The sequence below is a fragment of the Acidovorax sp. LjRoot204 genome (assembly GCF_056175785.1).
In genome coordinates, this window is sequence record NZ_JBGFFF010000009.1 from 1 (window position 1) to 15,636 (window position 15,636).

The 15,636-nt window shown below is 67.3% G+C and carries 15 protein-coding genes; 6 read left to right on the forward strand and 9 right to left on the reverse strand.

Going from position 1 to position 15,636, the window contains the following annotated elements:
• Positions 1-409 precede the first annotated feature (409 nt).
• From AC04MI_RS03385 to AC04MI_RS03400, 4 genes are all read left to right on the forward strand, one after another.
• The gene (locus AC04MI_RS03385; protein WP_056065512.1) at positions 410-898 is read left to right on the forward strand and encodes a YiaA/YiaB family inner membrane protein; all 489 of its coding nucleotides are present in this window, start codon (positions 410-412) and stop codon (positions 896-898) included.
• 133 nt (positions 899-1,031) lie between these two features.
• Positions 1,032-1,505, forward strand: a complete 474-nt coding sequence (locus AC04MI_RS03390; protein WP_476497086.1) for a hypothetical protein — start codon at positions 1,032-1,034, stop codon at positions 1,503-1,505.
• 71 nt (positions 1,506-1,576) lie between these two features.
• Positions 1,577-2,371 (forward strand): DUF2145 domain-containing protein, encoded by a 795-nt coding sequence (locus AC04MI_RS03395; RefSeq protein WP_436076994.1) that lies wholly within the window; start codon positions 1,577-1,579, stop codon positions 2,369-2,371.
• Positions 2,372-2,490: 119 nt separating this feature from the next.
• Positions 2,491-3,543 (forward strand): zinc ribbon domain-containing protein, encoded by a 1,053-nt coding sequence (locus tag AC04MI_RS03400; protein ID WP_056747930.1) that lies wholly within the window; start codon positions 2,491-2,493, stop codon positions 3,541-3,543.
• A 33-nt stretch (positions 3,544-3,576) separates the two neighbouring features.
• On the opposite strand, the gene AC04MI_RS03405 is transcribed toward AC04MI_RS03400, so the two are convergent.
• From AC04MI_RS03405 to tgt, 5 genes are all read right to left on the reverse strand, one after another.
• Positions 3,577-4,932, reverse strand: coding sequence for a GGDEF domain-containing protein (locus AC04MI_RS03405; protein ID WP_436075788.1), 1,356 nt, complete (start codon positions 4,930-4,932; stop codon positions 3,577-3,579).
• Between the two features lie 94 nt (positions 4,933-5,026).
• The gene (locus AC04MI_RS03410; RefSeq protein ID WP_056065521.1) at positions 5,027-5,596 is read right to left on the reverse strand and encodes a PAS and helix-turn-helix domain-containing protein; all 570 of its coding nucleotides are present in this window, start codon (positions 5,594-5,596) and stop codon (positions 5,027-5,029) included.
• Positions 5,597-5,623: 27 nt separating this feature from the next.
• Complete coding sequence (locus AC04MI_RS03415; protein ID WP_476497087.1) at positions 5,624-6,766, reverse strand: GGDEF domain-containing protein; 1,143 nt, start codon at positions 6,764-6,766, stop codon at positions 5,624-5,626.
• Between the two features lie 140 nt (positions 6,767-6,906).
• On the reverse strand, positions 6,907-7,305 hold the full coding sequence (locus AC04MI_RS03420) for a hypothetical protein (RefSeq protein ID WP_056065528.1): 399 nt from the start codon (positions 7,303-7,305) through the stop codon (positions 6,907-6,909).
• 192 nt (positions 7,306-7,497) lie between these two features.
• Positions 7,498-8,670 carry a tRNA guanosine(34) transglycosylase Tgt gene (gene tgt / locus AC04MI_RS03425; protein WP_476497088.1) on the reverse strand — a complete coding sequence of 391 codons (1,173 nt, stop codon included), beginning with the start codon at positions 8,668-8,670 and terminating at the stop codon, positions 7,498-7,500.
• A 123-nt stretch (positions 8,671-8,793) separates the two neighbouring features.
• On the opposite strand from tgt, the gene AC04MI_RS03430 reads away from it, so the two are divergent.
• On the forward strand, positions 8,794-9,273 hold the full coding sequence (locus AC04MI_RS03430; RefSeq protein WP_116750173.1) for a universal stress protein: 480 nt from the start codon (positions 8,794-8,796) through the stop codon (positions 9,271-9,273).
• An 84-nt stretch (positions 9,274-9,357) separates the two neighbouring features.
• On the opposite strand, the gene AC04MI_RS03435 is transcribed toward AC04MI_RS03430, so the two are convergent.
• From AC04MI_RS03435 to AC04MI_RS03450, 4 genes are all read right to left on the reverse strand, one after another.
• Positions 9,358-9,747 carry a hypothetical protein gene (locus tag AC04MI_RS03435; RefSeq protein WP_252658805.1) on the reverse strand — a complete coding sequence of 130 codons (390 nt, stop codon included), beginning with the start codon at positions 9,745-9,747 and terminating at the stop codon, positions 9,358-9,360.
• A gap of 376 nt (positions 9,748-10,123) precedes the next feature.
• On the reverse strand, positions 10,124-11,359 hold the full coding sequence (locus tag AC04MI_RS03440; protein ID WP_476497091.1) for a phospholipase A: 1,236 nt from the start codon (positions 11,357-11,359) through the stop codon (positions 10,124-10,126).
• On the reverse strand, positions 11,356-11,709 hold the full coding sequence (locus AC04MI_RS03445) for a hypothetical protein (RefSeq protein ID WP_238990895.1): 354 nt from the start codon (positions 11,707-11,709) through the stop codon (positions 11,356-11,358). Before AC04MI_RS03445 ends, AC04MI_RS03440 begins: the two co-directional genes overlap by 4 nt.
• 180 nt (positions 11,710-11,889) lie before the next feature.
• Positions 11,890-13,989, reverse strand: coding sequence for an ATP-dependent helicase (locus tag AC04MI_RS03450; RefSeq protein WP_056747936.1), 2,100 nt, complete (start codon positions 13,987-13,989; stop codon positions 11,890-11,892).
• A 316-nt stretch (positions 13,990-14,305) separates the two neighbouring features.
• Between AC04MI_RS03450 and AC04MI_RS03455 the strand changes: the two genes are divergently transcribed.
• A complete protein-coding gene (locus tag AC04MI_RS03455; protein ID WP_436076942.1) occupies positions 14,306-15,595 on the forward strand; it encodes an ABC transporter substrate-binding protein in 1,290 nt (429 codons plus the stop codon).
• Positions 15,596-15,636: the final 41 nt, after the last annotated feature.

Sequence of the window (15,636 nt, forward strand, 5' to 3'; positions counted from 1 at the left end):
CCATGGCCCAGCGCAGGCCGCTGCCGGCGGGGTAGCGTTGCAGCAGATATTCGACCACCAGGCGGCCGGTGAAGCCGGTGGCGCCGTGGACGACGAGGTCAAAAGGTTTGGTCATGGTGGGGGCTCCGTCCGTCAGAAGTACAAGGTCCGGGGGCAGGCAGAAGTTGCCTTGCCCGGAGAGGCCGCCATTCTCTGTGGCCGTGCCTGCTGCCTCTGTCGCGCAGGTGCGTGGCGAGGGCCGCGTAGGGCCTGAACAACGGCTTGCACCGAATTTTCTGAGAAAAAGTACCGTAAAACGATACCGGATAGCCTGCGGGTGGCCACTGTTACGGTTCAATGCAGACACGCAAGTTACGTCTGGGCACCATTCGTTCCGTGTTCAACCAACGCCCTTCAGGGCACCACAGCAATGTCTTCTTCTCCCATCGTTGTTCAGCGTGACACCAAGGCCTGGCAGCTGCAGGTGTGGGTCTCGTTCGGCATCGCGGTTTTTCTGTGCGCCGTGGGTCTGGCGTGGCTGCCGGGCGAGCAGCTGGAGCAGGCGTTCATGGTGATGGGCTATGTGTTCTGCCTCTCGGCCGCGTTTGTGCTGGCCAAGTTTGTGCGGGACAACGAAAGCGCCTCGCGCCGTGGCGGTGGTGACACCCCCATGTGGAAGCTGGTGGTGTGGGGTGGCTTTGCGGTGGCCATGGGCCTCACGGGCTGGGGCCTGCTGAGCATGGACATCAACGTGACCTACAAGGCGTTTCTGGGCGTGAGCTGGCTGTACCTGATCACCACCGCCTTCACGCTGGCCAAGATGCTGCGCGACCGCCATGAGGCCGACCTGCTCGACGCCCGCCTGCAAGGCCGCCGCGAAGCCGCCCAGGCCGCTGCCCAGAACAGCAGCGTGAACTGAGCGCACCCGGTGTGCACAGGCGGCAACCCGCCGCCCTTCTGGATGAATTTCTGTCTGGTCTTTCGACCCGGTCTGCCCCGCACCTGGGTGTGTGGGCGGGCCGTACCCTGAGGAGTGAATGATGATGAATGCCATGTTTTCTTCGTGGGGCTCTGCCGCTCGCCTGCCCCGCGCTCTGCTGGCCGCTGGTGTGGTGTGTGCGGCCCTGGTGGCTGCTGCGCCGGCCCGGGCGCAGAGCGAGGCTTCTGCCGCGCTGTCGATGTTGCCCGTGGCCTCGGTGGTGGGCACGGCGTCGGTGGCCTCGGCGGCCGCCGGTGCGGTGGTGACGGTGCCGGCGGCGTTGTCGGTGGGCGGCGCGGTGCTGACGGTGCGGGCGGTGGAGGCCTCGGCCGTGGGCACGGTGTACCTGCTGGAGCGTGCCTCGGACGGTGCCCAGGTGAGTGTGGAGGTGGTCGGCCGCGGTGTGGCGGGATCGGCCTACGCGGTGGGCACCGTGGTCACCTGCAGCGTGATCGGCACGGGCGTGATCCTGTCGGTGGCGGGCGAGGCCATTGCCTTTGTGCCCAATGCCATCGGTCGCGCCTTGCTGCACAACGAACGTCTTTGAGGAGCGGCACGATGGTGAAAACCTTGACCTTTGGCCGCAGTCCCGCGCAGCGCATCCCTGCCGTGGTGGGCATGGTGTTCTTCGCAGGGGCCGCGCTGCTGGCCGCCACGCCGGCCCACGCCGGCCGCTCCTGCGAATCCCGCAAGCCCGTGCCCCCGCAGGTGATCGAGCGCGGCATGAAGCTGGCCGAGCAGACCTCGGTAGCGCTGGATGCCGAGCACGCCAAGTCGGGCGCACAGGTGGTGGCACTGGCCCGTGCGGGGCAGGACCTCTCCAAATACGGTCTGCGCTATTCGCACTTTGGCTGGGCCTACAAGACGACCGAAGGCCCGTGGCGCGTGGCGCACAAGCTCAACGAATGTGGCACGGCGGTGGGCCACCTGTACCGCCAGGGCCTGGGTGAATTCTTTCTGGACGACCTGTGGCGCTACGAGGCCGTGTACGCCGTGCCCACGCCCGAGGTGCAGCAGCGCCTGCTGGCCGTGTTGCAGGACAAGGGCCGCACCAAGGCGCTGCAGCACCCGCCCTACAGCATGGTCAGCTACGCGTGGGGCCGCAAGTACCAGCAGTCCAACCAGTGGGCGCTGGAGACCCTGGCGATGGCCATGGAGCCCGCCACCGTGCGCTCGCGCGACCAGGCGCAGGCCTGGCTGCAGTTCAAGGGCTACGAGCCCACCACGCTCAAGCTGGGCCCGCTCACGCGCATGGGCGGGCGGGTGGGGTCGGCCAATATTGCGTTTGACGACCATCCGAACGAAAAGCGGTTCTCGGACCGCATCGAGACCGTGACCGTTGACTCGGTGCTGGCCTGGATGCAGCGCACCCAGCTGGCGGCCGCACCGGTGGTGCTGACCATCAAAAATTGAATCAAAATGCCAGAAAGCGCAATCAATACATGCGCTAGTAGCTATAAAAAGAAGAGCATTTTCCGGTGCGCTGCAGGGTGCACCCAACCCCGGCGCCCGGCGCCACCGAGGAGAAGAACATGAGCAAGTCCCTGAGACTGTCCGAAAAATGGTTCCGTCGTGGCCTGTGGCTGGTGGCGCTGGTGTTTGCCAGCTTTCTCATCGGGCTGGGCGGCACCATCGTGGGCGACCTACCCAAGGTCGAAACCCCGCTGCGCGTGGACGACTTTCTGGACAAAGCCGCAGCCGACAAGCTGCGTGCCGAGGTCAAAACGGCGCGCCAGGCCGAACAGGACGCGCAGACCGCGCTGGAGCAGGCCCAGCTGCAGCGCAGCAAGGTGCGCAGTGAGGTGCAGGCCGAGCGAGAGAGCTTCAACAACTGGCTGTCCACGCGCAGCGCCACGCAGCGGGCCGACCAGGACCCCGAGGTGATCGCACGCACCCAGGCGCTCGACGCCCTCAAGCTGGTGGAGCGCAAGGCCCAGCAGGCGGTGGAGACGCAGCAGCAGGCCGCCCTTGATGCCCGCCAGGCGGCAGCCGCCCGGCAGGAGCAGCTCAACCAGATGGAGTCCGACGGCTACGTGAAGCTCGGGGCCGAGCGCCGCAAGGTCGAGCTGCGCGTGTTCCTGTACCGCCTGGCCCTCACGCTGCCGCTGTTGGCCGCTGCCGGCTGGCTGTTCGTCAAGAAGCGCAAGAGCACCTACTGGCCGTTCGTGTGGGGCTTCATCTTCTTTGCGCTGTTTGCCTTCTTTGTGGAGCTGGTGCCCTACCTGCCGAGCTACGGCGGCTACGTGCGCTACGTGGTGGGCATTGCCGTGACGGCTGTGGTGGGGCGCTACGCCATCCAGGCGCTCAACCGCTATCTGGAGCGCCAGAAGCTGGCCGAAGCCTTGCCCGACCAGGAGCGCCGCAAGGAGCTGAGTTACGACGTGGCCCTGGCCCGCCTGGCCAAGAGCGTGTGCCCCGGCTGCGAGCGGCCCGTGGACCTGAAAAACGAGAAGATCGATTTTTGTCCGCACTGCGGCATCGGCCTGTTCGACCACTGCGGCCACTGCAGCACCCGCAAGAGCGCGTTTGCACGGTTCTGCCATGCCTGTGGCACCGGGGCGGGCGTGAAACTGGCGCAGGAGTGAGGCGGGCCGCAGAGCGGCGCCGACAACGCTGACCTAGCCCACCATCACCCGATTGCGCCCCTCGGCCTTTGCGCGGTACAGGGCCGTGTCGGCGGCCAGCAGCAAGGTGTCCATGTCGGCATCCGCACCCAGAGTGGCGCTGTGCACCAGGCCGATGCTGACGGTGGCCCGCTGGGGGCCGCCCTGCGTCGCGTCCAGCGCCTGCCGTTCCACGGCGCTGCGCACCCGTTCGGCAATGGCCTGGGCCTCGGTGGGGGACACGCCGGGCAGCACGGCGGCAAACTCTTCGCCCCCCATGCGACCCAGCACGTCGTCGGCGCGCAGCGCGCGCAGCATGGTCTGGGCAATGCTGACCAGAAGCCGGTCGCCCGCGCCGTGTCCGTGCTGGTCGTTGACCTGCTTGAAGTGGTCCACGTCCACCATCATCACCGCCAGCCCGGTGGATTCGCGCTGGTAGCGCTCCAGCAGACGATCGCCCTGTTTGAGCAGCGCGCGGCGTGCCAGCACGCCCGTCAGGTCGTCGTGGCGCACGGCATGGTGCAGGCGGCGCAGGGCCTCGGCGCGTGCCGCGCTGGCGCAGGCCACGGCCAGAGGCCCCAGGGCCAGGAGCGTGACGCCCACGCGCAACGAGAACACATCGCCCGCATGGGCCGGCGTGAAGTTGAGCACACCGGTGGCCACGCCCGCCATGGTCCACAGGCACACCACCAGCGACAGCAGGCTGGAGGTGAAGGCGCTGTAGCTCAGCGCACACCACAGCAGCCCTGGCACCACAAAAGCCAGCATGCCGGGCCCGCCGATGAGCGTGCGGATGCCCTCGGCCAGCACCAGCGAACTGACGGGCGCAACACGCCAGAACAGCGGCGTGTCCGGGGTGTGCGAGGGCGGGTCTGCCGCGCGCGGAGCGGCCAGCACCACGGGCACGATGAGCATGTAGTTCATCAGCTCGGTGCTGAACCACAGGGACAGCAGGTCCGTCCACGGGGAGTCGAAATACACCGGTGCCGCGCCGCAGCCTGCCAGCGCACCCACTGCGCTGGCAACCAGCGCTGCCAGCAGCAGGTACAGCGCCGCCACCGTGCGCTGCAGCCGCAGGATGGGCTCGTCCAGCCCCCGCAGCACCAGCCAGCCGGCGGTGGCGCCCAGCAGGTTGGCGGCGTTGAGCCACAAGGCCATGCCCCAGGCACTGCCGGTAGCCAGGTCGGCCGCTACATAGCCCACTGCGGCCGCCACCCAGGCGGGTGGCCGTGCCAGGTGGGGGTAGCGCACCAGCAGCCCCAGCAGCAGTGCATTGGCAGGCCAGAACGCCGACAAAAAGCCGATGGGACGCGCAAAGATGCCCACCAGGCAGGCGGTGAATATCAACAGCGCCAGGGCGGCCCAGGCCACGGGCGGGGGAACGGTCCGGGCGGGAGCAAAGAGGCGGGGCAGGGTGGGCGGCATGTCGGCAGCGAAGGCGTGCGGGCCCCGATTGTCCCCGGTGTCAGGGCATGCCCAACAGCAGGGCCACCAATTCGCCCGTGCTGGTGGCCCCCAGCTTGCGCATGATCCGCCCCCGGTGGGCCTCCACCGTGCGGTGGCTGATGTGGAGGTGGCGGGCAATCTGCTTGCTGGTGGCACCGGTGACGATGTGCTGCGCCACCTCGCGCTCGCGCACCGTGAGCGGGGTGCTGACCACCCGGCGGTGCGAGATGTCTTCAAACATCCACACCGCGCGCGCAAACGGTTGGGCGCGGTCCAGCGCGCGGCCCACCACATGGCACCAGAACAGCGTGCCGTCCCGGCGGCGCATCACTCGCTCGTCGCTGTAGCTGCCGGTGTCCATCATGGCGGGCAGGCCCAGGTTGCCGGTGTGGGTGAATTCGTCCAGCGACGGATACAGCGGCGCCAGCGGCTGGCCCAGCAGCTCGGCCTGTTCGTAGCCAAACATGCGGGCAAAGGCGTCGTTGCAGATCTCGATGCAGCGCTCGCGCGTCACGCACATGCCGACGGGGGCCAGGTTGAAGGCCAGTTCCAGCGCTTCATTCAAGGGGGCTTGGAGGGCGGTAGGCATGGGGCGGGATTGTGCGGCAGGCCGGGATCAGGCCCGGCGCCCTGCGGCCACCACCACGCGGTTGCGGCCTGCGTGTTTGGCGTCGTACAGCGCCTGGTCGGCGGCGCCCAGCCATTCGGCCCAGTTGCCGCCGCCAGAGGTCACGCAGACCATGCCGATGCTCACGGTCACGGGGATGCCCTCCCCCGCTTCTGTGAGGCGGATGTTCTGCACCGCGCTGCACAGGCGCTGGGCCACGGCCGCCGCATGCTCTGCCGTTGCGTCGGGCAGGTACACCAGAAACTCTTCACCGCCCCAGCGGGCCAGCAGGTCCGACCCCCGCAACTCGCCGCCCAGGGCCTCGGCCGCTGCCCGCAGCACGCGGTCGCCCGCCGCATGGCCAAAGCGGTCGTTGATGTGCTTGAAGTGGTCCAGGTCCAGCTGCGCGATGGCGCTACCCACTGGCAGCTGCGCCGGCAGCATGGACATGAGCCAGCGGCGGTTGCCGATGCCGGTGAGCGTGTCCGTCTGGGCCACCTTTTGCAGCCGCACCTCGGCCCGCTCGTTGGACAGGGACGACACCATGAGCGCTACGCCGAAGTGGCAGAACATCTGCGCGTAGAACGCACGGGCAAACCCCAGCGGGCTGGTGGCGTGCGTGGCGATGAGAAACAGCTGCAGTGCAAACAGGCCGGCACTAATTAGTAAAAGCCCGGCCAGCAACCCGCGCGAGGGCAGGGGCTCGGTGTGGCGGTCGCGCCAGATCTCGTGGGCGGCCGCCGCCAGCGCCAGCGCGGCCGTCAGGTGGAAGGCGCCCGCGCGCAGCAGGTTGTCGAGCGGAAACTGCGTGGCAATGCCCAGCGCCAGCCAGCCGCCCGGCACTGCCACCAGCAGCGGCAGAGGCACCCGCCGGCGCCCGCTCAGGGTCCGCACGCTCGCCCAGAACAGCACATAGCCCAGCGTGCCCAGCAGCAGGCTGGTGTGCGTCCACAGCCACTGGGGCAGCACTTTGTATTCGCCCTGGCCCGCCAGCTCGGCGCCGATGGCCAAAAGCAGGTAGGCCGCCGCCAGCGACCGCAGCCCCTGCGGGCGGCACGAATGCCGACTGACATGAAAGATGCTCAGCGCGCCGGCCACCAGGGCGGTCTTGTAGAGCAGGAGGATGGTGGGGAGGTCAAGCTGTAAACCCATGGCGCTGCGTGGCGGTGGTGTGGTGGCAATGGGGCGGATCAGATCGGGCGGGCCCTGTCACCGGTATGGTGACCAAAAGCGGTGACAGGTGACAGATGCTAGGTGCCAGCGCGGCGCAGGGTGGAATCCGAGGGCGGTCCTCAGCGCTGGCGCCACCGCTTCTTCCACTGCCGCTGGATCACCCGCGCCACGCGCCAGGCCCACGACGCGCGGGCACGCTCCAGCACGGCGTGCTTGAGCTGCATCCAGTGCGCGTGGGTCCAGGCAAACCAGCGCAGTTGCATGAGCGCCGGCTGTGTGAGGGTGAACAGCCGCGCCACCACCGCCGTACCCACCACCTTGGCCAGCACGATGACCAGCATGCCCAGCACCACATGCCCGCGCCCGATGGCCCAGAGCGCCAGCAGCTTGATGGGCAGCAATAGCGCCGTGGGCAGCGCAAACAGGGCCACCGCCGCCCACGGCGGCAGGGAGCGTACCCAGCCCTCCACCCAGCGCAGGCCCGGCCAGCGGCCGATGCGCGCCAGCAGGCGCTGCAATGGCTCCCACCCCCATTCCTCGAATAGGATCAGCAGGGCGAGCAGGCCGCTGCCCAGGCCCGTGAGGGCCCGCAGGGGCCAGTGCAGCAGATGGCGCAGGAGTTTTGGAATGATTTTGGCCCGATGCGCTAGTGGATCATGCCTGGCGTGCTATGCAAAAAATAGCAAACTGGCGGAGGGCGAATCTGCCGCTCACACGCCGCGCGCCCGGTCGGCCTTGAACTGCGCACGGAACTGGGCAAAGGTGCCGGCCTCCAGCGACTCGCGCACCTCGCGCATCAGGTTCAGGTAGTAGTGCAGGTTGTGCACGGTGGTAAGCATGGGGCCCAGCATCTCGCCGCAGCGGTCCAGGTGGTGCAGGTAGGCACGACTGAAGCCTTCGCGCCCGCCGTCGTCCCACGACACACCCGAGCTGCCCGCGCAGGCGTAGCAGGTGCAGCTGGTGTCCATCGGTTTGTGGTCGGCCTTGTGGCGGGCGTTGCGGATCTTCAGGTCGCCAAAGCGTGTGAACATGGTGCCGTTGCGGGCGTTGCGGGTGGGCATCACGCAGTCGAACATGTCCACGCCGTCGGCCACGCCCTGCACCAGGTCCTCGGGCGTGCCCACGCCCATCAGGTAGCGCGGCTTGTGCGCGGGCAGGCGGTGGGGCGTGTGGGCCATGATGTCCAGCATCTCGTCCTTGGGCTCGCCCACGCTCACGCCGCCCACCGCATAGCCGGGGAAGTCCATCTCGACCAGGCGCTCTAGCGACTCCTGGCGCAGGTGCTTGAACATGCCGCCCTGCACGATGCCGAAGAGCGCGTTGGGGTTGTTCAGGCGGTGGAATTCGTCCTGGCTGCGTTTGGCCCAGCGCAGGCTCATTTCCATGCTCTTGCGCGCCTCGGCCTCGGTGGTCTTGTGGCCCTTGGTCTCGTAAGGCGTGCACTCGTCGAGCTGCATCACGATGTCGGAGTTGAGCGTGGTCTGGATCTGCATGCTCACCTCGGGCGACATGAAGAGCTTGTCGCCGTTGACGGGGCTGGCAAAGGTCACGCCTTCTTCGGTGATCTTGCGCATGGCGCCCAGGCTCCAGACCTGGAAACCGCCGGAGTCGGTGAGGATGGGCTTGTCCCATTTTTCAAAGCCGTGCAGGCCGCCAAAGCTCTGCATCACGTCCAGGCCCGGGCGCATCCACAGGTGAAAGGTGTTGCCCAGGATGATTTGCGCGCCCATGTCGTGCAGGCTGCGCGGCATCACGCCCTTGACGGTGCCATAGGTGCCCACGGGCATGAAGATGGGGGTCTGCACCACGCCATGGTTGAGCGTGAGCTGGCCACGGCGCGCGTGGCTGGAGGGGTCGGTTTTGAGGAGTTCGAACTGCAGCATGATGGGCCGCATTGTCCCAGACAGGCTGAAAGCGCCCTGCCTGACATGGCGCAAGGGCATAGGCTGGCGCTGGACGATGGCGTGGCTACACTGGTCTGCACTGACTCACTCAAGGAGAACACCATGCTCAAGATCCTCATCGCAGTGGATGGCTCTGAACTCTCCCTGGACGGCGTGCACCACGCGCTGACCCTGGTGCGCCAGGGCCTGCAGGCCACCATGGTGCTGGCCAATGTGCAGGAGCCCGCCACGCTGTACGAGCTGGTCACCACGCGCGACCCCGACCTGATCGCCGCCGCCAGCCTGGAGGCGGGCGAGCACCTGATGGCACCTGCCCGCGCGCTGCTCGATGCCGCCGGGGTGGTCTACGAAACCGATGTGGGGGTGGGCGATGTGGCGCACACGCTGGTGGACATGATCGAGCGCTCGGGGTGCGACATGGTCATCATCGGCGCCAAGGGCCAGGGCGCCATCACCAGTGCGCTGCTGGGCTCTGTGTCGCACGAGGTGGCGCATGCCAGCCCCGTGCCGGTGACCATCGTCAAACACGCCGAGGTGCTGGAGGGCGCGGACAGCGACGTGGCCGAGGACGCCGAGGTCTGAGTCCCCGAAGCGTTTCGGCCCCCCAAAACGACCAGGGCCGCTGTGCGCGGCCCTGAGGGGGAACGGGATGAAAAGGCGTCGGGCTCAGGCCGCCTTGCGGAACGGCTCGGCCGCCGGGCGCTGCAGCTTGCCATGGGGCAGGGTGGCCAGGCGCGAGAACATGCGGCGCACATAGCCGCGCACCCACAGGCATTTGTTGAGTTCATCCACCGGCAGCGGTCCCGACACCACCACGATGTCGTTGGCCACGTCCTGCGCCCCGGCGGCGCGCAGACGGCGGCGCGTGTTGTTGGCCCAGGACTGGATGCGCGTGGGGCTGCCGTGCTGGTGCACCTCGCCCGTGTGCACATCGAACGCAATGGCCACCGTGTCGGTCTTGAGCTTGAAGCGGCGTTCACCCGTGACGGCGCTGGGCGCCTCGCGCATGTCATACAGGTAATAGCTGCCTGCCTTGAGCTGGTATTGCATGTCCATGGGTGTGTTCCTCTTTGTCGGCATTGTCGAGGGGCACGCGGCAGGCAATGGCAGGTAAAACGGTGGGAAAGGGGCTCTTATTGAGCGCCTCTCACAGGGGGCCACGCCGGTTTCTGTGCGCGTGCCATTGTGGCCGCGCGTCGGCGCCATCCGGAGAAACTTGAGGACGATGTCGTAACGAGTTGTGAGGGCCTTTGCCCCGCCTTGGGCTACTGCTGGCCGGTGCTTCGTCCAAGGCGTATGCAACTGGCGCGGCCCCAGGCGCGGGCAGCCAAGCCAGGGCCGCCCCGCAGCGAGGGCTGCGTCCCCTTGCCCACATCGCGTAGCGATGTGAGAGCGGGGGGAAGGCGCGCAGCGCCTCAGGGGGGTGTCTCTGCTAGAAATCCACCAGACTCAACCCCACGCTGAACACAGTGCGCTTGCGGTTGTAGTCGATCATGCTGTCGCCATAGCCGCTGAACAGCGAGGTGTGCAGGCGCAGGTTGCTCTTGCTGCCGAACAGGCCGGTGCCCAAGGCCTGCAGCCACTCCACGCGCACCGAGCCCCGGTCGCTGCTGGCCAGCGTGTGGCGCACGGTGGCGCCCAGGGTGTTGTCCTTGTTCACGTTCCACAGCAGCGACAGCTCGCCCCGGCCGATGTAGTCGCTGATGCCCGGGTTGTCGTCGCTGCCCGCGCTTTCGGGGATGCGCTTCCAGATACGGGCGTTCACGCTGAAGCGGTTGTCCAGTTCGATGCCGGTCATCAGGTACGCGCGGTTCCAGCTGCGCGACAGGGGTTTGCTCTGGCCGTTGGACTGGTGCACCAGGCCGATGCCGCTGTAGCGCCACTTCCAGCCAAACGGCAGTTGCGCCGTGGTGGGGTACACGTACATCAGCTCGGGCTCGTGGTCGGTGGCGCGGAAGGGGCGCGAGATCTCGGGCGTGAACAGCTGCCAGTACGACTGCTGCGTGTAGCCAAACCACAGCGAATCCTTGAGCGTGGGGTGGCCCTGGGTCAGCATGCCCTGGGCGATCTTGGTACGCACGGACAGCTGGATGCGGTTTTCAGTGCGGCGGTACGGCGCGGAGTCGGTGGCCGAGTTGCCGTCGGCATCCGATGTGGGCTGGCGGTTCACGCTGCTCGATGCCACCACCGACACCGTGATCGGGCGGTAGCCACGGAAGCTGAACGTGCCGCAGTCGGTGCCTGTCTCCAGCTCCCAGAAGCGGGAGAGGTCGCTGTACTGCGGGTCGCGGCAGCCTTCGGTGCGCGCCACGTCGATGATGCGCGTGGCGGGCAGCGTGGCATCCACCGGTGGTGGCACTGCCGACGAAGACGTTGCGCCGCTGGCGTTGGCCGATGCCGCCGGGGCTTGCCACGCCTGCCCACCCGCAGGAGCTGCCTGCGCCTGCTCGGCCGCCCAGGCATCAAAGCAGGCCAGGCGCGCCAGGTTGTCGCTGGACAGGGCGGTGCAGCGGCGCAGGGCGGCGTCGGTCCCTGTTGCGGCGCCAGCGGCTGGGGCAGGGGCTGATTGCGCCAGCGCCGCGCCGGCCGGGGCCAGGGCGGCCACCAGAAACAGGGCCAGAGAGCGGTGCCGATGGGGCGCTGCGGGCACGCGCGTTACGGCGCTCATTGCCAGGCCGCCTGTTTGCGCAGCACAAACGGTGCCGACGGCGTGGTGGGGGTGGGGTGGGCGTTGTTCCATGTTCCGCGTATTTCCTTGCCGCAACTTCCATCGACCACCTGGCCTGTCCAGGTGGCGCTGATGTTGGTGCCGTTGATCGATTCTTCCAGGGTCAGGTCGCCGCCGTCGACGTCACCACTGACCTGGGCCGTGGTGCCGCCGCGCACCACGGTGCCACGCACGCTCTGTGCCAGCTCGGGGTGCGGGCCCAGTTGCAGTGTGGCCGTGGTGGGCTGGTCTCCCGGTGCCGGGGCCTGCAGCTCGGCGCGCCATTGGCCCTGCAGGTGTTGGTGGTCCATGTCTGCCGCCGTCGGGCATGCCGACGTGGATTGTGGGCCTTTTTGGCCGATGGCGCTTGTAGGACAAGCGCTGATAGCTATCAAAAGCGCAGCAATGCTCCAGGCGCTGCGGCCAGGGGGCAGGGCCGAGCATGGATGGGGATACGTGCTAGGGTGTTTTGCCATGGTGCGTGTGCGCTCTCAGGCGGTGGGCGCCGGGTTGGCGGCCGCAGCGGCGTTGGCCGCCGTGGTGGCCTGTGCTTTGGCTGCAAACTCGGCGCGCAGGGCCTTGAGCTTTTCGCGCGGGTCTTCGCGGGCGGTGGTCTTGTCCAGGCCCATTTCGGCGATGAAGCGGCTGGGCTGTGCGGCCACCATTTCGCGGCCCTTCTTGCGGCGCTTGGTCCAGCTCACGGCCAGGGTGCGCTGGGCGCGGGTGATGCCCACGTACATCAGGCGGCGCTCTTCCTGCAGGCGCTGCAGCACGTCGTCCGTCACCTTCTGCTGGCGGCCTTCGTCGTCGTCCAGTTTGAAGGGCAGCATGCCCTCGGTCACGCCCACCAGCACCACATGCGGCCACTCCAGCCCCTTGCTTGCGTGCAGGGTGGAGAGCGTGACCATGTCCTGCTCCTGCTCGCGCTCGCTGATGGTGGAGAGCAGCGCGATGGTCTGCGACACTTCCAGCAGGCTCTTGGTCTCCTTGGCCACCACGGCGCCTGCGGTGTCGTCGATCTGGCCGCCCGCACGCTGGGCCATCCAGTCACAGAATTCCATCACGTTGCTCCAGCGGGCGGCGGCCACCTTCTCGCTGTCTTCGTTGTCGTACAGGTGCTGCTCGTAGCCGATTTCCTTGAGCCATTCGTTCAAAAAGGCGCGGGCCTCTTCGGCGCCATGGGTGCGGCGGGCGCTGTACTCCAGGTAATTGATGTAGCGGCCAAACTCGTGCAGGCCGTCCATGGCGCGCTTGGGCACAGCGGCAGGCAGCATGCCGTTGAACAGCGCGCCGAACATGCTTTGCTTGTGCTGGGTGGCAAAGGCCCCCAGTGATGCCAGCGTGGTGTGGCCGATGCCACGCTTGGGCGTGGTGATGGCGCGCAAAAACGCCGGGTCGTCGTCGTTGTTGATCCAGAGGCGAAACCAGGCGCACAGGTCCTTGATTTCGGCGCGGTCAAAGAAGCTCGTGCCGCCCGAGACCTTGTAGGGAATGTTGGCCTTGCGCAGTGCCTTCTCGAACGGCTTGGCCTGGTGGTTGGCGCGGTACAGGATGGCGAAGCTCTTCCAGTCCGGCGGCGGGTTGCTGGCCGCGCGCAGGCTCTGGATGCGGGCCACGGCGCGCTCGGCTTCGTGCTCCTCGTTGTCGGCATCGACCACACGCACCGGCTCGCCCTCGCCCAGTTCGCTGAACAGGGTTTTGGGGAACAGCTTGGGGTTGGGCCCGATCACGTTGTTGGCCGCACGCAGGATGGCGCTGGTGGAGCGGTAGTTTTGCTCCAGCTTGATGACCTTGAGGTGGGGGTAGTCCACCGGCAACTTCTTGAGGTTGTCCAGCGTGGCGCCGCGCCAGCCGTAGATGGACTGGTCGTCGTCGCCCACAGCGGTGAAATGTCCCTTTTCGCCCACCAGCAGCTTGAGCAGCTCGTACTGCGTGGCGTTGGTGTCCTGGTATTCGTCCACCAGCACGTGGCCCAGCGCGGCCTGCCACTTGGCGCGGACTTCGGGGAAGTCGCGCAGCAGGCGCAGCGGCATGCCGATCAGGTCGTCAAAGTCCACGCTCTGGTAGGCCGCCAGGCGCTCTTCATACCGGGCCATCAGCGTGGCGATGATGCGTTCGTTGTCGTCCGCCGCCTGGGCCAGGGCCTGTTCGGAGGTCAGGCCCATGTTCTTCCACTTGCTGATCACCCACTGCCACTGACGCGCCGTGGCCATGTCGGTGGTGCCACCCGAGGCTTCTTTCAGGATACCCGTCACGTCATCAGCGTCGAGGATGCTGAACTGGGGTTTGAGGCCCAGCACATGGCCGTCTTCGCGCACCATGCGCACGCCCAGCGCGTGGAAGGTGCACACCAGCACATCCTTGGCGCGCCGGCCGATCAGACCCTTGGCGCGCTCGCGCATTTCGGCGGCGGCCTTGTTGGTGAAGGTGATGGCCGCGATGCGTTTTGGGTCCATGCCCTTTTCGATCATGTGGGCGATCTTCATCGTGATCACCCGTGTCTTGCCCGAGCCCGCGCCTGCCAGCACGAGGCAGGCCCCGTCGGTGTAGTGGACAGCCTGGAGCTGGGCGAGATTGAGACCGGCAGACATGGAGAAGAGGAAACGTGCAGAAAGAGGCGAAGGGGGGAACCGGACAGGCGCGGGGCGGTGGGCGCCATGGGCGTGGGGTGCACGCTGAGGGGACGTGCAGCGCAAGGGCGCAATGATACCGGCGTACCCCCCGGCATGCCCTAGTCGCCCACGCGCGACCGGTGCCTGACGGTCGGCTGACAGGGGCGCACCGCAGCCCATGGGGCAGGCCCTTTGCTCCGGGAAACCCCGCTAGGGGCTTTGTTTTCACAATTTGATACTGGTTGGCGAGTCCTTCCCTTTGTCGGGAGGGGAGTGTTGTGAACCGAGCACCGCCATGAACCCTGCCGCCCCGCCTTTCATCGCTCTGACTGCCGCCGCGCCCCGGGCGGGCCGCCGTCGGTTGCCACTGCCTGCATGGACCGCCTGGTCCGCCCTGGCGGCTGCCGGTGTGCTGGCGGGTGCGGCGTTGCTGCCACGGGTGGCGCATGCGCAGGTGGGGGGCAACGCCCCCGCGCGCATCGGCGTGGTGGGGCCTTTCACCGGGCCGTCGGCCGACTTTGGCGTGCCCATGCTCAATGGCATCAAGCTGGCGGTGGACGAGATCAATGCCGTGGGTGGCTACCTGGGCCGCCCGCTGGAGCTGGTCATCAAGGACGACAGAGCCGACCCCGATCAAGGCCGCAAGGTGTCGCAGGAACTGCTGGCCGAGAAGGTCGTCGCCACCATTGGCTTTTGCAACACCGGCGTGGCGCTCAAGGCCATCGACCTGTTCCAGGACGCCAAAAGCCCGCTCATCGTGCCCTGCGCCACGGGCACAGCCGTGACGGCCAAATATCCCGCGCCCGACAGCTACATCTTCCGCGTGCAGGCGCGCGACGCGATCCAGGCGCCCTTCCTGGTGGACGACATCGTCAAACGCGGCTGGGACAAGGTCGCCATCTTTGCCGACAAGACCGGCTATGGCGAAGGCGGCTACAACGATGTGGTGGCCGCACTGGCCGCCAAGAACCTCAAGCCCGTGCATGTGGCGCGCTTTGACCTGGGGGTGAAGGACCTGACGGCCGAGCTGACTGCGGCGCGCAACGCGGGTGCCAACGTGGTCTACAGCTACACCGTGGGGCCGGAGAACGCCACCATTGCCAACGGCAAGAAGGCGCTGGGCTGGAAGGTGCCGCAGGTGGGGCCGTGGCCGCTGTCCTTCCCCTTCTTCCTCGAAGGCGCCAAAGATGCGGCCGAGGGTGCGCTGATGGTGCAGACCTTCATCGCCGAGCCCAGCAACGAGCGCCGGGCATCGTTCCTGTCGAGCTACACCCGCAAGTACCAAGGCAAGGTGGCCGTGCCCATGGCGGCAGCCAACGCCTACGACGCCACCTATCTGCTGATGTACTCGTTCCTCGGCATCCGCGACGGCAACCTGAACGGCAAGGCCATCAAGGAATCGCTGGAGGGCAAGATGAAGACCTACTACGGCGTGGTCACCACCTACGACAAGCCCTTCAGCGCGCAGGACAAGGACGCGATCACGCGCAACATGCTGGTCATGGGCATGGTCAAGAACGGCGCCATCACCTTTGCCTACCCGGAGGATGCCAAGCGCAACCTCATCATTCAGCGCAAGCAATAACAAAAAGCGGATGGCTGCGCTCGCCACCCGCGAGCCCACCC